The following is a 20,968-nucleotide window of genomic DNA, read 5'->3' on the forward strand; positions in this document are numbered from 1 at the left end:
ACATTTTCTTACTCTTTGATATTATGCGATGGTGTAATAATACCTGTATTATAAAGAAAACGGGCTGTATTCTATATTCAATACAGCCCGTTTTCTTTATGAGAAATACTACTACTTATTATAAGTTAATCATAAGCTTATTTCTTCAAACCTATCTCGCGCAGGCGCTCATCCAGATACTCGCCGGCAGTCATGTCGCTGTACAATTTTGGATGCTGCTCATCAATGCATGATTCCAAACTGGTCAGATCCATAGCTGATTTTGGGTGCAGGAAGAAAGGTACCGAGAAACGCGACTCTTTCATCAGCTCACGCGGCGGGTTTACCACACGGTGTGTAGTTGATTTCAGTTTGTTGTTGGTTAAACGCTGCAGCATATCACCAACGTTTACCACCACATCTTCGCCATGTGCTTTGATAGGGAACCACTCGTTTTCGCGGGTTAATACTTCCAAACCATCGGCGCTGGCACCAATTAGTAAGGTAATCAGATTGATGTCCTCATGTGCACCGGCACGTACCGCATCAGCCGGAACTGAATCCGGATCCTGGATAGGGAAATAATGCAGGGTGCGCAAAATAGAATTACCATTGTGAACCTTATCATCAAAATAGTTTTGAGGCAGGTTCAGGTAAACAGCAATCGCTTCCAATAATAATTTACCGGCAGCTTCCAGCTTTTGATAAATTTCGCGGGTTACGGTATTAAATTCAGGCAGTTCATCAACATATACGTTTTCGGGATACTGATCTTTAACCGGGTCATTGTCGGTTACGGTTTGGCCAATTTGCCAAAACTCTTTCAAATCGGGCACCTTAAACCCTTTTGCAGTTTCTTTACCCTTGCTGGTATAGCCACGCTGACCCGCCAGTTCAGGCTTTTCGTATTTGAGTTTTACATCCTCGGGCAGGGCAAACAAGGCTTTTACCTGCTCATACAACTTATCAATCAACTCCTTGCTTAAACCATGGTTGGTGATGGTTACAAAGCCCGTTTCATTGAAGGCCTTACCAATATCGTCCGAAAACTTTTTACGGCTTTCGGCATCACCATTTACATAGGTATTTAAATCGAGCCGTGGAATATTTACAGTACTCATAAAAAATGCTTTTTATAAAATTGGGTAAAATTATTTAATTCAGGATACATCATGGCAGAGATGCAGAAAATTTCTTTTCTGATACACCGTTCTAAATAACAAATCTGCGATAAAACAATTAACTGATATTAAACGATTTTGCTTGGCGCAAGTCTGAATAATATATAACCAATAATAATGAAACCTATATTCAATATACTTAAACTATACAGCCTGGCATTACTGATGCTGCTGGCCGTACAGCACAAAGCCGCCGCTCAGGATTATGACGATGGCGGACCGGTAACTTTCCAGGAGTTTTACGATGCCCTGGAACCCTACGGTGTATGGGTTGATGACCCGCAATACGGCAGCGTATGGGTACCCGATGTAGATGAAGACTTTAAACCTTACGCCACCAATGGGCATTGGGTAGTAACCGATTATGGCAATACCTGGGTATCTGACTATGATTGGGGCTGGGCGCCTTTCCATTACGGCCGCTGGCGCTTTGATGATTACTATGGATGGGAATGGATACCCGATTATGAATGGGGACCAGCCTGGGTAAACTGGCGAGAAGGTGATGGCTACTACGGCTGGGCGCCGCTTGAACCAGGTATAAGCATTAACGCCTCATTTGGCGGCGGGTATAACGCGCCCGACTTTTACTGGGTGTTTGCCCCACAAGCCTACATTACCAGTCCGCAGATCTATAATTATTATGTACCAACACCGCGGGTGGTTAACTTTATACACCGCACTACCATCATCAACAACGTATACGTGAACAATAACCGCCGTTATTACAGTGGGCCACGCGTAGTTGATATTGAACGCTTTACCCGTAACCGGGTACCTGTTTACCGTATTAATAACAGCGGCAGACCAGGTGGTACCCGCATTTATAACAACCAGGTAAACATTTACCGTCCGGCAATTATTCGCAGCAACAATGCCCGCCCAAGCAGGATTGTAAACGGTATGGCTTACCGTCAGGCTAATCCGGGCTTGAGGATTGGCGACCGTAACAACTTTGGCCGGTACAACCGTGACAATGCCAATCGTCTGGCCCAGATTTACCGGAACAACGATAGCAACAACGGTAATTTTGTACGGGTAAACAACGGGAACGACCGCAGCCGCGACAACAACAGATGGAATAATAATGGCAATAACCGTCCGCAGCGCGGTAACCAGCCTGTTCCAAATAACAATAGCAATTCAAATAATAACAACTGGCCGCAACGAGGCAACGCGGACAACAACCAGCCCGACCGCCCCGACAGGAATAATAATAATAATAATACCCCGGGCCGCAGGCCAGGCTGGCGTCAGCAGGATCCTGCTATCCGCATCCCCGACAACAATAACAATCCTAACAACACACAGCAGCCAACCGACGAACAACGCAGGCAACGTGCTGATCAATGGCGTCAACAACAGGAACAAAACCGTCGTCAGGAGCAAAACTGGCCGCAACGAAATGAACAACAGCCCGGCAGACAACCTCAGCAGCCGCAAAGTAATCAGCCTGTTAACGATCAATCAAGACCACAGCGACCATCCGGCATGGGTGGCTGGGCACAACGGCAACAGCCGGGCGGCCAGCAGCCAACCGATCAGCAACGCCAGCAATGGGCCGAGCAAATGCAACAGCACCGCCAGCAGATGGAGCAACAGAGGCAACAACAACAGGTTCAGCAACAGCAACGCCAGCAAGCCGATCAGCAAAGGCAAGAGCAGCAACGTTCACAACAGCAAGAACAACAGCGGCAGCAAATGATGCAACAACGTCAGCAACAGGCCGACCAACAACGCCAACAGCAAGAGCAGCAACGCCAGCAAATGATGCAGCAGCGCCAGCAACAAATGGAACAGCAGCGGCAACAGCAAGAGCAACAGCGTGCACAACAAGACCAGCAACGTCAGCAGCAGGAGCAGCAACGCCGCCAGCAAATGCAGCAGGAACAACAGCGGCAACAGCAAGAGCAGCAAAGACAGCAACAGGACATGCAACGCCAGCAACAAGAACAACAACGCCGCCAGCAGATGGAGCAGCAAAGACAGCAACAGGATCAACAACGCCAGCAACAAATGGAACAACAGCGCCAGCAAAGAGATCAGCAACGGCAGCAGATGGAACAGCAACGCCAACAGCGCCAACAGGATCAGCAGCAACAGCAACGTCCTCAACGCGCGCAGCGCCCATAAACTTATAGCGTTGCCTTTGCACAGCAACATATCATTTACAATAGCACCTTCGTATAAGGTGCTATTTTTATATAAGCACTAAAAACAATTATTTTTTATGATAAAGCATATATGCACGCTGGCTTTAGCCCTATGCCTTTTTATTACAGTAAAAGCGCAAACCAACAACAAACAAATTAATTTTATTGAAGACTCCTGGACGACGGCCCTTAAGCAAGCAGCGGCACAAAACAAATATATTTTTGTAGATGCCTATGCTACCTGGTGCGGCCCGTGCAAAATGCTTAAAGCAACCACTTTTAAAAACAACAAAGCGGCCGAGTTTTTTAACCGCAACTTTGTTAATGTAGCCATTGACATGGAAAAAGGACAAGGCCCCCAACTGGCCAGGCAATGGCGCATGCAGGCGTACCCCACTTTGCTGGTATTTGACGCTAAAGGAAACTTTGTATCAGGAACGGTAGGTTATATAGGTGCAAAAGACCTAATCAGGTTTGGCGAAGATGCTTTGCAGAAATAGGTAAAATAAAAAAAGGTCGGAAAACACTCTCGCAGTAATTCCGACCCTACATCTACCTATGAAAAACAGCCCTTTGAGTAGGGCAATAATATATAGACAAATGTTGTACCAATAGTTAAAAACGGCCCTACAGCTTAAAATAATTGCTTTTTAAGCCGTGCCGAAATAAACTTGTAGAAAAATTTTCTGCGATTTGTGGAAAATACGGCGAATTATTTCCACGTTTTGAAACCGGGGAAGTAAAATTATTCCCTTTCAGTACGGGTACCGATAGAGGATGTATCGCGTTGGGAAGCTGCGGTATCTTTGGCTTCGGTAGGGCCGCCAAACGTGTTATGTGGATTTTCGCCACAAGCATTTAACAGCAATACAACAAGTCCGGTAATTATTATTCTTCCTGCACATTTCATACAAACAAAAACAGCAGGTAGCAGCTTATTGTTTTTACCTGTTTCGTACTTTAGCTAAAGTATCAAACAAATATTTTTACCAATATTAAACCATCTGCAACACACAACGTTTTAGTTTTATGGACCACAATGTGTATTTATTAGCTACCGATCCGAATGACGCTTGCCGTGATGTAATACACTCGCGTGACACTACTCTGAAAGTAAAGGTATTTTGCGTAAGCGAAGAGACCTTTATACCCAATTCCAACGAAATTCAGCTCTATGGCTATGCGGGTAAAAAACTTTATGCGTTTGAAACTATCAACATAACTCCAGACGATGCTTTGGATGTGATTGGCGCCATACAGTGGTATGCCGAATATATTGATTGCCCTGATATGGAAATACTACCTGAAGACCCTCGCCTTGATGAAAGCGTAGCCATGTAAACCGCTTTGCAGCTGCAATATACCCTGTTTAAACATTTTTTAACGCCCAATTGTATGATTAAGAATAAAACAATGTCTTAATCATACAATGTTATGGCAAACGTTACCGAACAGGATATTATAGATCACTTAGAAGAGAAAATCAAATTCCACCAAAAGGAAGCCAAACGGCTGGAAAATTTATTGAGCGCTTTTGTGAGCGACGGCTCTACGCCGCGCGTGCGCAAAGCCAAACTGGAAGCGGTAGATGAGGCTATTGACCCACTACCGGTTAAGCAAACCAAGCCGGTAGCACGTAAAGGCAAGGCAGCCGAACAAGCGGCACCTGAAGCCCAAACGGCCAGCACATTAGAGATACCGGCCAAATACACCGATAACTTATCGCCGGAAGCAAAAATAGCTTTTGCACTTAATGAAATAGGCGGCTCGGGCTTTGTTGAGGATATAGCCAATGCTATGGCGCAGTACGAACCAAAATCGGACGCTAAAAAGATAAGCAGGCAAATAGCGGGAACACTAACCGACTTAAAAGAGCAAGGATTAATCAAAGCCGAAAAATCAGGACGCAAGGAGCAGTATTCTCTGGTTGTTTAAACCAACAGATCATTAATCTTTACTGCTAACTGGCCTTACAGCTATTGTTACTCGTAAATCCGGAGCTTATTTCTTAGTGCCTGTACCTCTTGCTGGGTACGTTGTAGCCGCCGCAACAGATGGGTTATAGCCTCAATACCGGCTACATTAATGTTCAGATCTTGATGCAGCCTTATCATACGCTCTAAATCAGGCAGTTGGTTCTGCGAAATATAGTGAGTTTGGTTAACGATGGTAATTTCTACCAAACCGGCATTAGCCAGATCCTGAACAAAGGCATATTCAACCTGGTGATAGCCGCAAAATACCTGCGCTTCGGTTAAGTTTTCTGTTTGCATCATGTTATCAGGAATTAGCTAATTGTTTAAATAAATCTTTTTGTTGCTCGGTTAAGTTAGTTGGCAGCTGCACATCAAAAGTGAGGTACAGGTCGCCAAATTCGCCATCCTTCTTATATACCGGAAAACCCTTACCCTTCAGTTTTACTTTGGTATTATTTTGTGTTTCGGGCTTCACTTTTAGCTTAACCTGGCCAGTTAAGGTATCAACAGTAATTTCGCCACCTAAAACAGCTGTGTAAAGGTCAATTTTAGTAGTTGCTATTAAATCGCTGCCATTTCGCTTAAAGCGCAGATCGTCAGCAATTAAGAAAGTAATATACAGATCGCCATTAGGGCCACCGTTTGCACCGGGTGCGCCATGACCTGAAATTTTAATGGTTTGTCCGTTTTCAACACCGGCAGGTATGGTGATGCGAATACTTTTGCCATTAACCGTAAGCGTTTGCTTGTGGGTTGTGGCTGCTTCTTGCAGGGTAAGCTGTAACTCGGCATTGTAATCTTGCCCGCGGTAACGGGCCTGCCTGCGGCCACCTCCGCCGCCGGCACCGCCAAACATCGACTGGAAGAAATCTGAAAAATCTCCACCCTCATTACCGAACGATTCAAAGTTAAAGCCGCCACTACCAGGCTCGCTGCCCGAATAGCCACTGTAAGTACGGCTTTGCTGTTGCTGCTGTCTGGCTTGCTCGTAGGCGTCGGCATGCTGCCAGTTTTCACCGTACTGATCGTACTTTTTACGCTTTTCGGGATCGGTAAGTACTTCATTAGCCTCATTTATCTCCTGAAACTTGCGGTTGGCTTCCGGGTCGTTTGGATTTAAGTCGGGATGATACTTACGCGCCAGTTTGCGGTAAGCATTTTTAATATCCTTTTCGGTTGCGTTTTTATCAACCTCCAATATTTTATAGTAATCAACAAAAGCCATATGCTAATCTGCGTATATAGAGCCGTTTATTATATGATTAACATCATTAATTACCGTATGGTTGTGAAACAGTTTGTAATTATTAAGAAATACCTTTTGTTACAAACTAATAGTTAAAGCTCTTGTTTAAAAGTTAGTTACAGATTAAACGAACACATGGCAGAAGAAAGCGAAGAGCAGAAGCTCACCGAGATATACCGGGTAAGCCGGGCACAAATTGAACATCATGACAATGCCGTTAACCAGCGGGTGATTTGGTTATCCATCGGGCAATCATTCTTTTTTAACGTGTATGCCATGCTGGTAACAGCCAAGGCCCCCACCCCCGAACTGTTTAACAAACAAAAAATGCTGGGCATTATCTTTCCGATAGCCGCTTTGCTGGTTGCAGTTTTTAGTTTGATTGACGTGATGGCGGGCCTGTTTTACATGCGCAAGCTACGCCTCAATTATAAAAAGGCAACCGACGGCAGTTCGCACGAAGGCTACTACCCCATGCTGAACGGTAATAAGTTCGACCGCAGTTTTCAGCGGATATCACCCATTGCCATACCCATTATATTTATCATTACATGGGCTTACTTATTGTTTATTGATCACTCGAAATAAAATTAAAAAGCCGTTAGTGATTTACTAACGGCTTTTTAATTTATACAGCTACTGTTATTAAACGCCGCTGAAGATGGAGAAACCACCATCTACCGCAACTACAGTACCTGTTACAAAGGCAGAAGCATCGCTAAGCAGCCAAATCAAGGCCCCAATCAATTCTTCGGCTTTACCAAAGCGTTTAAATGGTGTGTTTTTTACCACCAGGTTTCCGCGCTCAGTATAATTACCATCGGGCTGCGTAAGCAGGGTGCGGTTTTGCTCGGTGAGAAAAAAGCCGGGAGCAATGGCGTTCATGCGAATGGCATCGCCGTAACGGTTGGCCGCCTCGGTAGCAAACCATTTGGTATAGTTATCAATAGCAGCCTTGGCCATGCTGTAACCCAGCACTTTGGTAATAGCCTGTTGTGCCGCCATTGATGATATATTGACAATGCTTCCCTTGCCACCTTTTGCCATTACCTGTCCAAATACTTGTGTTGGTATCAGCGTTCCCCAAAGGTTTAAGTCCATCACCTGGCGCATACCATCCATATTCATGGTAAAAATATCCTGATCGGGCTGAATAACACCACCAGGCATATTACCGCCGGCTCCATTTACCAGGCCATCAATGCGGCCGTAGGTATTTAAAACCTTGTCGCGGGCGGCTATAAGGTCGGCTTCCTGCATTACATCAGCTATCAGGGCAATGGCTTTGCCACCATTGGCATTCACGGCATCGGCACGCTCCTGTGCTACCTTTTCATTTCGGCCCAATACACCTACTATGCTACCGGCAGCGGCAATGCCTTTTATAAATGCATCGCCCAGTATACCTGTGCCGCCCGTTACAATAATGACTTTATCTTTTAGTGAGAAGTTTTCCATCTATTGGTCTGTTTCTGCAAATCAAGTAAAAGTTCGGCAGGTTTACAGAAGCGCGGGCATGCTAATTGCAATCGATTTTACGACATCGTTTGCGTACTTTGCTCCTACCAATCCTATTATTCAACCATCCATATTGCATCCAAAAACCAACCTTTACTATCCATAAAGTGATTTATTGGTGCAAAGCCAGCCTGTATGGCCATCTGGTCGGTTTGCTCAACGGTATATTTTTGTGAGATTTCCATGTAGATGTATTCATCTTTTTGGAAACTGATGGTAGTATCGCACAAATGCACTTCCTGATCGGTTAAACTGATCAGATAGCTTTTGCATGAACCGGTTTCAGGATCGTAAGTTGGGTAATGCTCAAACTGGCCCAGGTCAAAGTTAGCTTCCAACTCACGATTGATGCGTGTAAGCAGATTCAGATTAAAATCCCGTGTAAAACCCTGTGCATCATTATAGGCAGCCAATATGGCTTTCGGGTTCTTTTTCAAATCAACACCTATCAATACACTATCACCGGCCGACAAATGCTGGCGAAGCTCCTGGCAAAAATCTTCGGCATCGGCAACCGGCATGTTACCAATATTGGAACCTAAAAACATCACCACTTTGCGCCTGCGGGATAACTTTTCGGCCTGCTTCAGCATATCAAAATATTCGCCCGTTAGGCCGGTCAATTTTAGTCCGGGTAAAGCATCAGGCAATGTATCGTTTAAGTATCCAATCACATGGCCCGATATATCAATAGGCACATAAGTAAATGCAGCCTGTTTTTGCAGCAAACAACGCAACAGGTGAGTTGATTTCATGGCATCGCCTGCGCCCAGTTCAATCAGGTCAAACGGTGAGCCATCGGCAATTATAGCCTCGGCAAGGGATGTGGTTTGCTGGGTGAATATTTCCAGCTCGCAATTGGTTGGATAATATTCGGGGCTGCCCATTATTTTCTGAAACAGTTCATCACCTGCTGCGTCATAAAAATATTTAGCTTGCAGGTATTTGGGCGTAGCTGTTAAGCCAGCTATCACATCATCACAAAACTGCTGGGTATAATCGGGTTCCATAATAGCCGTTTCGGTTGGGGTGTTGTCGGTATTTTTCATAAGTAGCGGAAATCAATATTTATCTGGCTAAACGTATGCCAGAAAACAGCCAGCGCAGGTTGGGATGAAAAAAGTTACGATAAGTGATACGGCCATGCCCCGGCGGCGTAGCTTCTGAGGCACCACGCAATACTTTTTGGCTTACCATAAACTTGCCATTATATTCGCCAATGGCACCCGGCGCTTTGCTGAAACCAGGGTAAGGCAAATAGGCACTTTCCGTCCACTCCCAGCTTTTACCCCAGTTAAATTGCGTTGCCGCTGCTTCCCATTCAAACTCGGTAGGCAGGCGCATGCCTTTCCAGGAAGCATAGGCATAAGCCTCATAATAGCTTACGTGCTGTACGGTATCGTGTAAATGCAACGGTTCCAATCCTCGGAAGGTGTACACAAACCATTCGCCGTCAATTTGGTGCCAGTATAGCGGGGCTATTACCTGGTTGGTTTTTACCCATTCCCACCCCTCAGCGTGCCAGTGACGAAAATCCTGATATCCGCCGCTTTGGATAAACTCCAGGTATTCGGCATTAGTAACCGGCGCTTTGCTGATCTCATAGCCATTCAGGTACACTTTATGGCGGTTCAGTTCATTATCAAAACAAAACCCTTCACCCTCAAAACCTATCTCATATATACCTTCGTTTATGCTAACGAAGCCTGGCTCTGCATCAATCTTAGGCGAGCTGTATTCTTTATTATAAGCCGGGAAAAGCGGGTTGTGGCCTAAAATATATTTAATATCATAGTACAACAACTCCTGGTGCTGCTCCTCGTGGTTGAGACCCAGCTCAAACAATTCGGCCACCTCGGGCGATGGTTCCTGGCACAGAAACTTATAAATAGCCTCATCCACATATTCGCGGTACTGGTAAACTTCCAGAACGGTTGGCCGGCTCAGGTTGCCCCGGTCGGTACGTATTACGCGTGCACCTACCGTTTCGTAGTAGCTGTTAAAAACGTAATTGTACTCAGGATTATATTCCTGATAACCCATAAAGTATGGCTTGAGGATAAAGGTTTCAAAAAACCAGGTAGTGTGCCCAATGTGCCATTTAGGCGGACTTACATCCACCACAGGTTGCACTACATAATCTTCGGTTTGCAGGTGCGAGCAAATTTGTTCGGTTCGCTGGCGCACAGCCTGGTATCGTTCGGCTAAGGTCATTTGCTATGGGGTATTGCTCAGATAGTTTTTCAGATCTGATATGGTATGTATCTTCAATTCATTGGCTTGTTGTCGCCGCATCATCAATGCATAAGCATTGTTAAATCCTATGGGGTTTAACCATTTAATATGGTACTTGTTTTGAAACTGCTGCTTCACATAGCTGTAGGTTTTATTTTTATTTATCCCAACCGAATCAAGCACCTGCTTAGTAGGTTGTAGGATAACCAGCAGGCCGGTTCCGGTATATTCCGGGTAAAAATCAATCTCATTGTTGGTAAGCGCATCAAAGCAAATTTTAGTACCGCCCAAACCGGTTTTGGTGGCTACATTGTAATTGGTATAGCCCTGTATGAGCATACTGTACATGCTGGCCAGTATATACTGCTCGCCAAATATTTTTGATCCAATGCGCACGGTGCCGCCGTTGCCGTTGCGGGCCGGGCGGTACAGCTTTTTATCGATCAAAAAATCGCGGGCTACCTGTTCGGGCGTTTGGTGGCGGTAATCGGTACGGTAGTTCAGCTCGGTCATTACCGAATCGGTAATGTGCCCGGCAAGCAGGTTAAGCGTTTTTTCCAGCTCCGGAAACTTTTGCAAGGCATCCTGCCGTACAATAGGCGCGGCATAATAAGGCGGAAATATCTTTTTATCATCATCCAGCACCACCAGGTTAAATGCCTTGAGCCTACCATCGGTGGAGTAGCCGCTGATTACATCCAGTTGTTTCTCGTAAGCGGCATTGTACATCACCGCATCGTTAATAACGGTGGTATGAATTTTTAAGCCATACTTTTGCTGCAGGCCAAGGTTACCATCGTGCCTGCCCATAAACTCGGGTGTAAAGCCGGCCGTTAACTTACCGCCATAGGCCGAAGGCACAAAGTAGAAGGATGCCATCAGCAGCAATATTACAGGTAAGGCATAGGCTCCTGCTTTAAGTTTTTTGATATTGAGCTTTTGCACCACTGATAACAACAGATCAAACAAAACGGCCAATAAAGCGGCGGGTATAGCCCCGGCTAAAATCATGTTGGTATTATTAAGCGATATGCCACCAAATATAAATTCGCCTAACCCGCCGGCGGCTATGTAAGATGCCAGCGTAGCCACGCCCACATTAATAACCGTTGCCGTGCGGATACCTGCCAGGATAACTGGCATAGCCAAAGGCAATTCTACTTTAAACAACACCTGTTTGCTGCTCATCCCCATAGCTAATGCGGCTTCTTTCACGGAGGCATCTACCCCGATAATGCCGGTATAGGTATTGCGGATAATGGGCAGCAGCGCATATAGTAGCAGCGCTACAATGGCCGGTTTAGCACCTATGCCCAGCAATGGAATCATGAAACCCAGCAGCGCTATACTGGGTATGGTTTGCAGCACACCGGCTATGCCTAATATAGGACCGGATAAAGGATGCCTACGCGCAATAAGCACACCTAAAGGCAAGCCTATAAGTACGGCAATAAGCAGGGAAATAAAAGTGAGGCCGATATGCTCCAGCGTTTGTGTAAGCAGCTTGTCAGACTGCTGCTGCATGAACTGCCATAAGGTTTGCTGCGCCTCATTCATGATGTTGCAGGTTATTTTGGTATTGATGATAGGCGGCCATCAGCTGATCAAAAGTTATAGTTTTAGCCTGATCAGTGCCAGGTTTAGTAACGGTTATAAATTTAACAACACCTGCTTCAAAACTTTCCATCGCTGCCCAGATACTGGTATCTGCAGGCAGTACTTTTATTGCTTCGGTAGATGTTGTGGTTGGTAGATTATCCCAAACCTGTTGTAACAATACGGCTTTCAATTCCAACTGCAGGCGCTGTGCCTGTAAAAATTCCCTCACAAATTTATTAGCAGGCTTAAACAGCAATTCTGCCGGGGTGCCTATTTGCATAATGGCCCCTTGGTCCATCAAACAGATGCGGTTACCCAGCTCAAATGCTTCCTGCACGTCGTGCGTTACCATCACTATGGTTTTACGCTGCAGCTCATCCAAATCTTTAAATTCAGCCTGTATTTTGGAGCGGGTAATGGTATCCAAAGCACCAAAGGGTTCATCCATCAGCAACACCGGGGCATCGGCCATCAGCGCACGGGCCAGGCCAACACGCTGCTGCTGGCCGCCACTTAGTTGTTGCGGGTATAGTTTGAGAAAAGCAGCACTCAGATGCAGTTTTTCCAGCAGCTCATGCATGCGGTTTTGAATGCGTGCATCATCCCACTTTAACAGCCGGGGTACAATGGCTATATTTTCGGCCACGGTATAGTGCGGAAACAGGCCATTGTTTTGCAGTACATAGCCAATATTGCGGCGCAGTAATTCGGCCGGTTGCCGGGTTACATCCTGTCCGGCAATTAATATTTGGCCGCGCGTAGGCTCAATGAGCCGGTTAATCATTTTAAGCGTGGTGGTTTTGCCGCAGCCACTGGTGCCCAGCAAAACCAGGTTTTCGTGTTCGGCAACTTCAAACGATATATTGTTGACTGCACGGTTGGTGCCGTAATGCTTACTTACCTGCTGAACACTGATCATGCACGTAAGTTACGACTCTAACTTCATAAATAAATTATTGAGCGATTCGGAATAGGTAGGATGTGCAAAAACACAATACCGTATCCTGTCATACGTAATGCCACCTTCCATAGCCATTTGCAGTACCGACATAATTTCGCCGCCCTCTTCGCCCAGTATAGCCGCACCCAAAATTTCCTTGGTATCGGCGTTCACCACAGCTTTCATAAGTCCGCGCGTTTCGCCTACTTCTACCGCGCGGGCAACGCTTTCCATTTTGAGTACAGCCACTTCAATATTGTAGCCCTGCTCCCGTGCCTGCTTTTCGGTTAGGCCAACGCGGCCCAACTGCGGATCGGTAAACATGCAGTAAGGCAAGGGGCGGTCATAGGTGCTCAGATCAGCGCCTTCAATAAGGTTTCGGTAGATGATGGTAAAATCATTATACGCAATATGGGTAAAAGCAGGGCCGCCGTTAATATCGCCTAAGGCATAAATGCCAGGCACATTGGTTTGCAGTTTACCATCAACTTTAACATAACCCTTCTCATTAAGCTCCACATCTGTGGCAGACAAATTTAAGGCATCCGTTTGCGGGATGCGGCCTGCGGCAACCAGTACATGCGAACAGGTTATTTCATCGTTTCTGCCGTCGATATCAATAGTTGCCAGAATTTTACCATTGCTGTCTTTTTTAAAAGCTACGGCCTGGGCCTTGCTGTGTATAGCAATACCTTCTTCTTCCAATATATTATGCAGCTCATGGGCCACATCATCATCCTCGTGCGACATGATACGTTCGCCACGCTCCAGCATGGTGATCTGGCTACCAAAGCGCCTGAACATCTGGCCAAACTCCAGGGCTATATAATTACCACCGATGATGAGAATATGCTCGGGTACTTCTTCTAAATCCAAAATTGTGGTTGAGGTTAGATACCCCACCTCCTGTAAACCTTCAATCTCAGGAATCATGGGCTTGGTGCCGGCATCAATAAAAACCTGTTCGGCAGTAAGCTCTTCCTCGCCTCCGGCGTTCAGTTTTACCATAACTGTTTTATGGCCGGTGAAACGGGCTTCGCCCATCAGCAAGTCAATATTCGGATCTTCGGACAGGCTTTTCTCGTTTCCGCTGCGTGAACGTTCCACAATGGCATCGCGCCGTTTTTTGATTTGCGGCATATCCACCCGGTAGCCATCAATGTGTACACCTAAGTTGTTGCAGCGCCCTGCCAGGTAAGCGGCCCTTGCCGATGCTACCATGGCCTTGGTTGGCGTACAGCCATCGTTGATACAGGTACCACCCACCAGGCGTTTTTCAATCATGGCCACCTTTTTACCGGCTTTGGCCATTTTACGCGCCAAGGGGTTACCGGCCTGCCCCGAGCCGATAATAATTACATCATATGTTTTCATAAAATCAGTCGGTAACTTTTACACCTTTCCAAAATGCAACATAATCTTTTATCTGCGCAGCGGCTTCTTTAGGTTCGGGGTAATGCCAGGCAGCATCTTTGTTTTGCTGGCCATCCACCTCAATAGTATAATAAGAAGCTACACCTTTCCAGGGGCAGGTGGTATGCGTAGCCGACGGCTTTAATAAATCGGCGTTTACGCTGTTTTTTGGAAAATAGTGATTGTTTTCGACCACGATGGTTTGGTCACTTTCGGCAAGTATCTGGTTGTTCCATACGGCTTTCATAACAATGCATCATCCGCTTTTGTGATGGGGCAAAATGCCATTATCCGGATGACGTATCTACAATAGGTAAATTCTGTTTTTTGTTTTCTCAGAGCTGTTGCTGACGCAAACAAAAAACAGCTAAAAATATTTTAAAATATTTTTTGATTAAATGAAATAACGCATATCTTTGCAGACCCAAAACAAGGGAGACAGTTCTTTAACAGCAAGCAAAATCAAGGTTATAATAAGTTCATTTATAACTTTTGTAAACTACCAATCAACCATTTAATAATGGCCCGTTCGTCTAGGGGTTAGGACGCCAGATTTTCATTCTGGAAACAGGGGTTCGATTCCCCTACGGGCTACTTTGATTGATAGCACTTCTATAAAAAGTTATTTTACCCTGATTAAGCTGTTGATTGTAACTGTTCTTTTGGCCCGTTCGTCTAGGGGTTAGGACGCCAGATTTTCATTCTGGAAACAGGGGTTCGATTCCCCTACGGGCTACAAGCCGCTTTACGAAAGTAGAGCGGCTTTTTTTATGTATCCATTTTGGATTGCCCCGCGTTAACGTCAATCCTATACTAAAAGATAAGTCTATCATTACCAAACCAATCAGGGAATTTCGGCGTGAATATTGCTATTGAGTGAGTAGAATTTAACTGCTTATATCACATTAATAATCACTCTCTACTACGAAAAACCTATGGCTAATACCCTTACTCACACGCTCAACTTTACGTATACAAAAATAAGGACCTCAAAACTGGTAAATAGATTAGGCGCAGTGCTGATATTTTTACTTGTTGCGGCATCATCATGCAAAAAAAATAAAAATGATGAACCTAATAATGCGGGTAGTCCCGATAGTCCAACTACCCCTGCCAATCCTGCTAATCCTAAACCAGAAACGGGCGTTGATGCCCATTTTATAGCTGTATACACCACCTACAGGCACACCATGGCTATTGATGACAAAGGAGTTGTGTGGGGAGTAGGTGAAAATTTCAGAAAAGTTTTGGGTACAGGCAACGATAGCCGCCAACTAAAGTTTGTGCGGACAATAGACCAGGTAAAAAGTATTGCTGTTGATGATTCCCGATCACTCGTTATAAGGAATGACAATAGTGTATGGGCCGCAGGCTCTAACCCTTATGCCAATTTTGGATTGGATGACGCTCTGGCCAAGGGCACGTTTACTAAAGTTTTTAACGGCGCCGAACAAATTGAAGTAAGCGAAGACAATGCATTTGTTATTAAAGCCGACCGTACACTTTGGGCTGCGGGCGTTAGTAATTATGACGCATTCCCGGTTGCGCAATTTGGTGTAATGAAAACTTTTACCAAGGTGGCCGATAATGTGAAAGCTGTTTCGGCCAGAATGGGCCACATACTGCTGTTAAAAACAGACAACACCCTGTGGGTTTGCGGACTAAATGTTAACGGAGAACTTGGCCTGGGGCACAATAAAGAACAAAAAGGTTTTGTGAAGGTAACAGACAATGTAAAGGCCATCAAATCGCTTGAATATCATTCCCTAATTATTAAAACAGACAACAGCCTATGGGCTACCGGCCATAATGAATACGGCGAATTGGGCATAGGCAGCAAAACCAACCAAAGCCGCTTTGTAAAAGTAATGGATAATGTATCGGCTCTTGCCGGCGGTCGTTTCTTTTCAATTGTTATTAAAACAGATAATACCTTGTGGGCTGCAGGCTATAACGGTTTCAGGCCATTTGGTATTGAAAGTCCGGATCAGACCAAGTTTATTAAGGTGATGGATAACGTAACAAAAGTATCGGCGATAGACTACAATACTATTATCATCAAAGCAGACAAAACCGTATGGGTTTCCGGCGCTAATACCTTTGGCCAGTTAGGTGTAAACAACCGCGATGATGTTAGTCTTTTTACCAAGATAAAGCTGGACAAGTAAGTTCATATTCTATAAACAACAAAAGCCTTCAGTTTAATGCCGAAGGCTTTTGTTGTTTATATATGTGCCGCTTTAGCCTTCCCCGATGTTCCTTCAAAGTTCCTTTATCTGCAAAGGTTAAAGTAAACATATATTCATTCTGCCTTTAATATCTTCTTTTGTAATGCTAATTTTAAATCGGCAGTAAAACCAATTCACCTATACCCATCCAAAAATCATGAATAATAAAGACCTATCAGCAGCACAACGTGAAGAGCTTTTCAAGACCCTGAAAATTCGTTTTGAGAAAAACACAATTCGTCATCAAGGTATATCCTTCACCGATGTGCAGGCAAAACTGGAGGTCAGCAACGATAAATTATGGTCGCTCCACGAGATGGAAGCTACCGGCGGTGAACCTGATGTGGTTGACTACGATGAAAAGACAGGTGAATACATTTTTTATGACTGCTCGGTTGAAAGCCCAAAAGGTCGCCGGAGCTTATGCTATGATATGGAAGCCTTGGAATCACGCAAGGACTTTAAACCGGAAGATACAGTAATGGATATGGCAGCAGCCATGGGCCTTGAGCTTTTAACTGAAGAACAATATCAACAGTTACAGAACTTAGGCAAATTCGACTTAAAGACCTCAAGCTGGTTAAAAACACCGGACGAGGTAAGAAAACTGGGCGGCGCTATTTTTGGAGACCGCCGCTATGACCGTGTATTTGTATATCATAACGGTGCATCTTCCTATTATGCGGCGAGAGGTTTTAGGGGTATGTTGAAAGTTTGATTATAAAAAAAGCGCCTCTCTGGTTAGAAAGGCGCTTTTTATAAGATGAGATATTAATAACTGATCTACATCTTTGATATAGCTGATTATTACTGCAATTTCTTTTTTAACCACGCTCTCACTGGTTCGTCATACAACTTTAAACAGGCATAAGCTACTACAACGGCGGTTACAAAAGTCAATAAGGCATAAGGTAGCGCTTGGGCAAAGCCAACGCCGCGGTGGTTGCTAACCCAGCCTGTATAAATGTAAATAAACGGGTAATGCGTAATATAAATCGGGTACGATATATCGCCCAGAAATTTACAAACCTTTGATTCTGTTTTACCCTGCACAATGCCGCTGGCGCCCAAGTAAACAATAATTGGGAAGATAAATATGATGGTCAGCGAATCGTACAGGCCATTCATCCATAAATGTTCTGCACCGCCTATGCGGGGTATAAACAAGCAAATAGCCAGTAGTACACTGCACCACAAAAATGCATTTTTGATATGCGTAGGTTTTGCTATGCGCGATAATAACAACCCTGCAAAAAACGGATACATCATGCGGGTAAAGCCCACTCGTATCTGCTCGCCCGTGAGCGACCAGCCACCAATTACATCGCCGTTTTTGCTGGTTACCGCATAATGAATGAGTGCCGCTCCGGCCACAAAAACCAGTGCCGCTAAAGCAGGCTTAGGCAGCTTGCGTATACCAAGAGCATATAGGATATTGGCGATGTATTCATAAAAAAGCGACCAGCCCGGTCCGTCAAGCGGGTGTAGTTCCTGCCAGCCCCGTATATCCCATGATACCGGTACCGGGATAAGGGTAAACCCGATTAGCATAGTAAGCACAACCTGCCATACCGGTACGGTATGAATGTTGGGAAATGCGGCCGATGCAGAAAAGTAAAAGCATATAGCCCCAATAACCATCCCTGCAATTACCATAGGTTGCAGCCTTTCCAGCCGGCGTTTAAAAAAACCTCCGATGGTAAGCTTGTGCCACCGGTCATCATACGCATAGCCAATTACAAAGCCCGAAAGCAGGAAAAAGAAATCGACCGCCAGGTAACCGTGATTAATAATCTGATCAAGGTGACTGGTAGAATGCGTTTCAAAAATGTGAAAAACAACAACAATTAATGCCGCCACACCACGCAACCCATCCAGAATAGGGTAATGCGGTTTGGAGGTTAAGGTTTGGTTACTCATAATTCAGGCTTAATAAAATAATATGGTGAAGATAAATTTTATTAACTAACCTGTTATAAAAAAATCAACTATCAGGCACACTTACAGCATGAGTTCCATCTGGATGTTGCACCGCTCATAAGGTGAAGGCACGCCGGTAATTTTTTTAAAGCCCAGCTTATGGTACAAATTTATGGCCGGCTTTAATATGGTATTACTTTCCAGGTACACGCGTTTTGCTTTTAATTCACGGGCTTTGGCAATGGCTGCATTACCCAGCATCCAACCCATACCCATGCCTTGTGCTTTTGGCGATACCGCCATTTTAGCCAGTTCAAAAGTATCGTTATCCATTTTTATCAGCGCGCAGGCGCCCAATGGCTCACCCTTGTATAATGCTAAAAAAATATGCCCGCCCTTGTTCAGTATATAATCTTCCGGATGATCAAGCGATTTATAATCGGATTCTTCCATCTTAAAGTAAGCAGATATCCATTCTTCGTTCAATTGTTTAAAAGCAGCTTTAAACGCCGGCTCGTAACTCACAATCTGCACGTCCTGGCTTTCGCGAAGTTTCTTTTCGCTCAACACCCGTTTGTAAAGGTCTTTTTGTTCCAGCAAAAACTCCCATTCCTCAATCGCTTTCCAAATGTTGTGCTGCGTTTCATTCAACGCTGTTTCGACGGCAGCATTCACATCAGCATACTGCGCCTGTATACGCTCATTAATAGCCTGGCCTTGCTCACTTAACTGAATAAAGTTTTTGCGGCCGTCGGTCTTGTTGGCACTTTCTGTAACAATACCCTTCTTCATCATTTCCTTCACAATAGTGCTTACAGACGGATGCGAATGACCAATTTCCTGCGCTATCTGGGTAATCGATTTTTCGCTCCCTGCCGATAGCGCATAAAATACCGGGAACCATTTTGGTTGCATATCAATATCATACAATGCGTATACACGCGCGGCTTGCTCAGTCAGCATTTCACTTAAACGGCGTAAACGGCTTCCTAAAGCCATTTTACCAACTTGGTTATAAAAGTCCATAGCCTTATTTAATTAATTACGTAGTTAATTACGAATATAGGAAAAGAAAAAGCATTTATGCAAATTGTTTTGCAAATGATGGTGGATGAAAGGTTAATATCACTGATATTTTTTAATATAGCTTTTTGTTGCAAACACATATTAATTAACCCCATGTACGATATTTGTTGCGTAGGACATATTACCCTTGATAAAGTAGTTAACCAGACAGGCGAATTCCACATGGCTGGCGGCACTGCCTATTATTTTGCCAACGCTGTTCATAACTTGCCGGTAAACTTCAGTTTGGTTACCGCTGTTGGCCCGACCGAAACAACGGTAGTTGATCAGTTGAAAAGCCAGGGTATTCACATTGTGCTGCAACCCAGTACCTATTCCGTTTATTTTGAAAACATTTACAGCGGCAATCAGGATCATCGCACCCAACGTGTTTTGCAAAAAGCGGATCCGTTTACGGTGAGTGGCTTATCAAACATTAATGCCCGTTTTTTTCATTTAGGTCCTTTATTAGCCGATGATATTTCGCTGGAAATGATTCAGTTTCTGGCAGGCCGTGGTTTAGTTTCGCTGGATGTGCAGGGTTACTTGCGCGAGGTAAAAGAGTACCAGGTTGTTACTACCGACTGGGCGTTTAAGCGCCAGGCACTGCAACACATCACCATTTTGAAAGCTAATGAGTTGGAGTTGGAAGCCTTAACCGGGCATACCGATATGGAAGCCGGGGCCCGCTTACTAAACCAGTGGGGCGTTAAAGAAGTAGTAATCACTATGGGTAGCAAGGGTTCGGTTATTTATACTGACAGTACATTATATACCATCCCCGCCTACCCGCCGGCTGTTGTAAAAGATGCTACCGGTTGTGGCGATACTTACATGGCCGGCTACCTGTACCAGCGTGCTAAAGGTGCTGATGCAGAACAGGCCGGCAATTTTGCAGCTGCCATGGCCAGCCTTAAAATTGAAGCGGCTGGTCCATTTACCGGTAGCGAGGCCGATGTATTGGAAGTTATTGCCAGAAACAAAATACAGCTACCATAAAGCCTTATTATACAAAGGATTGATGCTTACTATCAAGATAAAATTACTATCTTTATAAAAAGCCTTTTTAACCTTTTATCATGAAAAAGTATCTCTTTTTGCTACCAGCGGCACTGTTGATGGCCTGTCAGCAACAACCTGCATCCATTACGGAAAACAATACAAGCAAAGCAACCATACAAGCACTATTCGATGCTTTTAACCGGCATGACTGGAAAAAGATGGCCAGCTATTATGCCGATACCACATTGATGCTCGATCCGGAATATGGTACTGCGTATGTAAAAAAGAGCCAACAGGATATTATTGCCACACATCAAAATCTGCAAAAGTTTTCGCCTGATGTAAGAGACAGCATTACCAGCTTAACTATGGCTGGCAATACAGCAGTGGCTGAATTTGTTTCGAGCGGAACAACTGCAGATGGCACCAAATGGACTTTACCCATCTGCTCGGTAATCACATTCAAAGACGGCAAGATTATTAAAGATGCCACCTACTATGACAAGTAGTACA

General features: G+C 44.7%; 22 protein-coding genes and 2 tRNA genes. 11 read left to right on the forward strand and 13 right to left on the reverse strand.

The genetic code is table 11. The annotated features are described in order from the left end of the window. Positions 1-137 precede the first annotated feature (137 nt). Complete coding sequence (locus KHS38_RS08555) at positions 138-1,100, reverse strand: isopenicillin N synthase family dioxygenase (RefSeq protein ID WP_213488076.1); 963 nt, start codon at positions 1,098-1,100, stop codon at positions 138-140. Between the two features lie 177 nt (positions 1,101-1,277). On the opposite strand from KHS38_RS08555, the gene KHS38_RS08560 reads away from it, so the two are divergent. Together KHS38_RS08560 and KHS38_RS08565 are read left to right on the forward strand one after the other, a co-directional pair. After that, complete coding sequence (locus tag KHS38_RS08560) at positions 1,278-3,293, forward strand: DUF6600 domain-containing protein (RefSeq protein ID WP_213488077.1); 2,016 nt, start codon at positions 1,278-1,280, stop codon at positions 3,291-3,293. A 97-nt stretch (positions 3,294-3,390) separates the two neighbouring features. Next, the gene (locus KHS38_RS08565) at positions 3,391-3,813 is read left to right on the forward strand and encodes a thioredoxin family protein (RefSeq protein WP_213488078.1); all 423 of its coding nucleotides are present in this window, start codon (positions 3,391-3,393) and stop codon (positions 3,811-3,813) included. 245 nt (positions 3,814-4,058) lie between these two features. On the opposite strand, the gene KHS38_RS08570 is transcribed toward KHS38_RS08565, so the two are convergent. Further along, the gene (locus KHS38_RS08570) at positions 4,059-4,223 is read right to left on the reverse strand and encodes a hypothetical protein (RefSeq protein WP_213488079.1); all 165 of its coding nucleotides are present in this window, start codon (positions 4,221-4,223) and stop codon (positions 4,059-4,061) included. A 119-nt stretch (positions 4,224-4,342) separates the two neighbouring features. Between KHS38_RS08570 and KHS38_RS08575 the strand changes: the two genes are divergently transcribed. Together KHS38_RS08575 and KHS38_RS08580 are read left to right on the forward strand one after the other, a co-directional pair. Beyond that, positions 4,343-4,654: a hypothetical protein gene (locus KHS38_RS08575; RefSeq protein ID WP_213488080.1), complete on the forward strand. Its 312-nt coding sequence runs from the start codon at positions 4,343-4,345 to the stop codon at positions 4,652-4,654. Positions 4,655-4,747: 93 nt separating this feature from the next. Continuing rightward, positions 4,748-5,248: a PqqD family protein gene (locus tag KHS38_RS08580; RefSeq protein ID WP_213488081.1), complete on the forward strand. Its 501-nt coding sequence runs from the start codon at positions 4,748-4,750 to the stop codon at positions 5,246-5,248. Between the two features lie 47 nt (positions 5,249-5,295). On the opposite strand, the gene KHS38_RS08585 is transcribed toward KHS38_RS08580, so the two are convergent. Both KHS38_RS08585 and KHS38_RS08590 read right to left on the reverse strand, forming a co-directional pair. Then, on the reverse strand, positions 5,296-5,589 hold the full coding sequence (locus tag KHS38_RS08585) for a chaperone modulator CbpM (RefSeq protein WP_213488082.1): 294 nt from the start codon (positions 5,587-5,589) through the stop codon (positions 5,296-5,298). Between the two features lie 4 nt (positions 5,590-5,593). Continuing rightward, positions 5,594-6,514: a DnaJ C-terminal domain-containing protein gene (locus KHS38_RS08590; protein WP_213488083.1), complete on the reverse strand. Its 921-nt coding sequence runs from the start codon at positions 6,512-6,514 to the stop codon at positions 5,594-5,596. A 156-nt stretch (positions 6,515-6,670) separates the two neighbouring features. Here KHS38_RS08590 and KHS38_RS08595 point away from each other — a divergent pair, with 156 nt between their 5' ends. Continuing rightward, positions 6,671-7,123 carry a hypothetical protein gene (locus KHS38_RS08595; protein WP_213488084.1) on the forward strand — a complete coding sequence of 151 codons (453 nt, stop codon included), beginning with the start codon at positions 6,671-6,673 and terminating at the stop codon, positions 7,121-7,123. A gap of 57 nt (positions 7,124-7,180) precedes the next feature. Here KHS38_RS08595 and KHS38_RS08600 read toward each other — a convergent pair whose 3' ends face one another. The 7 genes from KHS38_RS08600 to KHS38_RS08630 form a co-directional block, all read right to left on the reverse strand. Further along, positions 7,181-7,993, reverse strand: coding sequence for an SDR family oxidoreductase (locus tag KHS38_RS08600; protein WP_213488085.1), 813 nt, complete (start codon positions 7,991-7,993; stop codon positions 7,181-7,183). A 116-nt stretch (positions 7,994-8,109) separates the two neighbouring features. Continuing rightward, the gene (gene egtD / locus KHS38_RS08605; RefSeq protein ID WP_249665307.1) at positions 8,110-9,102 is read right to left on the reverse strand and encodes an L-histidine N(alpha)-methyltransferase; all 993 of its coding nucleotides are present in this window, start codon (positions 9,100-9,102) and stop codon (positions 8,110-8,112) included. Positions 9,103-9,121: 19 nt separating this feature from the next. Then, complete coding sequence (egtB, locus tag KHS38_RS08610; protein WP_213488086.1) at positions 9,122-10,267, reverse strand: ergothioneine biosynthesis protein EgtB; 1,146 nt, start codon at positions 10,265-10,267, stop codon at positions 9,122-9,124. Between the two features lie 3 nt (positions 10,268-10,270). Beyond that, positions 10,271-11,845: an ABC transporter permease/substrate-binding protein gene (locus KHS38_RS08615; protein ID WP_213488087.1), complete on the reverse strand. Its 1,575-nt coding sequence runs from the start codon at positions 11,843-11,845 to the stop codon at positions 10,271-10,273. After that, complete coding sequence (locus tag KHS38_RS08620) at positions 11,838-12,806, reverse strand: ABC transporter ATP-binding protein (protein ID WP_213488088.1); 969 nt, start codon at positions 12,804-12,806, stop codon at positions 11,838-11,840. The genes KHS38_RS08615 and KHS38_RS08620 overlap by 8 nt, the downstream gene beginning before the upstream one ends. 9 nt (positions 12,807-12,815) lie before the next feature. Further along, complete coding sequence (locus KHS38_RS08625; RefSeq protein ID WP_213488089.1) at positions 12,816-14,201, reverse strand: mercuric reductase; 1,386 nt, start codon at positions 14,199-14,201, stop codon at positions 12,816-12,818. A 4-nt stretch (positions 14,202-14,205) separates the two neighbouring features. Beyond that, a complete protein-coding gene (locus KHS38_RS08630; RefSeq protein ID WP_213488090.1) occupies positions 14,206-14,487 on the reverse strand; it encodes a DUF427 domain-containing protein in 282 nt (93 codons plus the stop codon). 275 nt (positions 14,488-14,762) lie between these two features. Between KHS38_RS08630 and KHS38_RS08635 the strand changes: the two genes are divergently transcribed. The 4 genes from KHS38_RS08635 (at position 14,763) to KHS38_RS08650 (ending at position 17,186) form a co-directional block, all read left to right on the forward strand. After that, positions 14,763-14,834 (forward strand) — tRNA-Glu (locus KHS38_RS08635). 70 nt (positions 14,835-14,904) lie between these two features. Next, positions 14,905-14,976: transfer RNA gene (locus KHS38_RS08640), tRNA-Glu, on the forward strand. A 199-nt stretch (positions 14,977-15,175) separates the two neighbouring features. Further along, positions 15,176-16,408, forward strand: coding sequence for an RCC1 domain-containing protein (locus KHS38_RS08645; protein WP_213488091.1), 1,233 nt, complete (start codon positions 15,176-15,178; stop codon positions 16,406-16,408). 217 nt (positions 16,409-16,625) lie between these two features. Further along, entirely contained in the window at positions 16,626-17,186 is a 561-nt protein-coding gene (locus KHS38_RS08650; RefSeq protein ID WP_213488092.1) for a DUF4256 domain-containing protein, read from the forward strand. Positions 17,187-17,275: 89 nt separating this feature from the next. Here KHS38_RS08650 and KHS38_RS08655 read toward each other — a convergent pair whose 3' ends face one another. Both KHS38_RS08655 and KHS38_RS08660 read right to left on the reverse strand, forming a co-directional pair. Further along, a complete protein-coding gene (locus KHS38_RS08655; RefSeq protein WP_213488093.1) occupies positions 17,276-18,388 on the reverse strand; it encodes an acyltransferase family protein in 1,113 nt (370 codons plus the stop codon). An 81-nt stretch (positions 18,389-18,469) separates the two neighbouring features. Then, complete coding sequence (locus KHS38_RS08660) at positions 18,470-19,387, reverse strand: bifunctional helix-turn-helix transcriptional regulator/GNAT family N-acetyltransferase (RefSeq protein WP_249665308.1); 918 nt, start codon at positions 19,385-19,387, stop codon at positions 18,470-18,472. 180 nt (positions 19,388-19,567) lie between these two features. On the opposite strand from KHS38_RS08660, the gene KHS38_RS08665 reads away from it, so the two are divergent. Together KHS38_RS08665 and KHS38_RS08670 are read left to right on the forward strand one after the other, a co-directional pair. Further along, positions 19,568-20,452, forward strand: a complete 885-nt coding sequence (locus KHS38_RS08665; RefSeq protein ID WP_213488095.1) for a PfkB family carbohydrate kinase — start codon at positions 19,568-19,570, stop codon at positions 20,450-20,452. Between the two features lie 80 nt (positions 20,453-20,532). Next, positions 20,533-20,964: a nuclear transport factor 2 family protein gene (locus tag KHS38_RS08670; protein WP_213488096.1), complete on the forward strand. Its 432-nt coding sequence runs from the start codon at positions 20,533-20,535 to the stop codon at positions 20,962-20,964. Positions 20,965-20,968 lie beyond the last annotated feature (4 nt).

It is taken from the genome of Mucilaginibacter sp. Bleaf8 (assembly GCF_018390515.1).
Lineage (GTDB): Bacteria > Bacteroidota > Bacteroidia > Sphingobacteriales > Sphingobacteriaceae > Mucilaginibacter.

Coding starts and splice junctions, on each gene's coding strand:
- KHS38_RS08655 (WP_213488093.1), bottom strand. CDS start 18,388: ATGAGTAACCAAACCTTAACCTCCAAACCGCATTACCCTATTCTGGAT.
- KHS38_RS08590 (WP_213488083.1), bottom strand. CDS start 6,514: ATGGCTTTTGTTGATTACTATAAAATATTGGAGGTTGATAAAAACGCA.
- KHS38_RS08625 (WP_213488089.1), bottom strand. CDS start 14,201: ATGAAAACATATGATGTAATTATTATCGGCTCGGGGCAGGCCGGTAAC.
- KHS38_RS08615 (WP_213488087.1), bottom strand. CDS start 11,845: ATGAATGAGGCGCAGCAAACCTTATGGCAGTTCATGCAGCAGCAGTCT.
- egtD (WP_249665307.1), bottom strand. CDS start 9,102: ATGAAAAATACCGACAACACCCCAACCGAAACGGCTATTATGGAACCC.
- egtB (WP_213488086.1), bottom strand. CDS start 10,267: ATGACCTTAGCCGAACGATACCAGGCTGTGCGCCAGCGAACCGAACAA.
- KHS38_RS08570 (WP_213488079.1), bottom strand. CDS start 4,223: ATGAAATGTGCAGGAAGAATAATAATTACCGGACTTGTTGTATTGCTG.
- KHS38_RS08600 (WP_213488085.1), bottom strand. CDS start 7,993: ATGGAAAACTTCTCACTAAAAGATAAAGTCATTATTGTAACGGGCGGC.
- KHS38_RS08585 (WP_213488082.1), bottom strand. CDS start 5,589: ATGATGCAAACAGAAAACTTAACCGAAGCGCAGGTATTTTGCGGCTAT.
- KHS38_RS08575 (WP_213488080.1), top strand. CDS start 4,343: ATGGACCACAATGTGTATTTATTAGCTACCGATCCGAATGACGCTTGC.
- KHS38_RS08560 (WP_213488077.1), top strand. CDS start 1,278: ATGAAACCTATATTCAATATACTTAAACTATACAGCCTGGCATTACTG.
- KHS38_RS08660 (WP_249665308.1), bottom strand. CDS start 19,387: ATGGCTTTAGGAAGCCGTTTACGCCGTTTAAGTGAAATGCTGACTGAG.
- KHS38_RS08580 (WP_213488081.1), top strand. CDS start 4,748: ATGGCAAACGTTACCGAACAGGATATTATAGATCACTTAGAAGAGAAA.
- KHS38_RS08650 (WP_213488092.1), top strand. CDS start 16,626: ATGAATAATAAAGACCTATCAGCAGCACAACGTGAAGAGCTTTTCAAG.
- KHS38_RS08645 (WP_213488091.1), top strand. CDS start 15,176: ATGGCTAATACCCTTACTCACACGCTCAACTTTACGTATACAAAAATA.
- KHS38_RS08555 (WP_213488076.1), bottom strand. CDS start 1,100: ATGAGTACTGTAAATATTCCACGGCTCGATTTAAATACCTATGTAAAT.
- KHS38_RS08620 (WP_213488088.1), bottom strand. CDS start 12,806: ATGATCAGTGTTCAGCAGGTAAGTAAGCATTACGGCACCAACCGTGCA.
- KHS38_RS08670 (WP_213488096.1), top strand. CDS start 20,533: ATGAAAAAGTATCTCTTTTTGCTACCAGCGGCACTGTTGATGGCCTGT.
- KHS38_RS08630 (WP_213488090.1), bottom strand. CDS start 14,487: ATGAAAGCCGTATGGAACAACCAGATACTTGCCGAAAGTGACCAAACC.
- KHS38_RS08565 (WP_213488078.1), top strand. CDS start 3,391: ATGATAAAGCATATATGCACGCTGGCTTTAGCCCTATGCCTTTTTATT.
- KHS38_RS08595 (WP_213488084.1), top strand. CDS start 6,671: ATGGCAGAAGAAAGCGAAGAGCAGAAGCTCACCGAGATATACCGGGTA.
- KHS38_RS08665 (WP_213488095.1), top strand. CDS start 19,568: ATGTACGATATTTGTTGCGTAGGACATATTACCCTTGATAAAGTAGTT.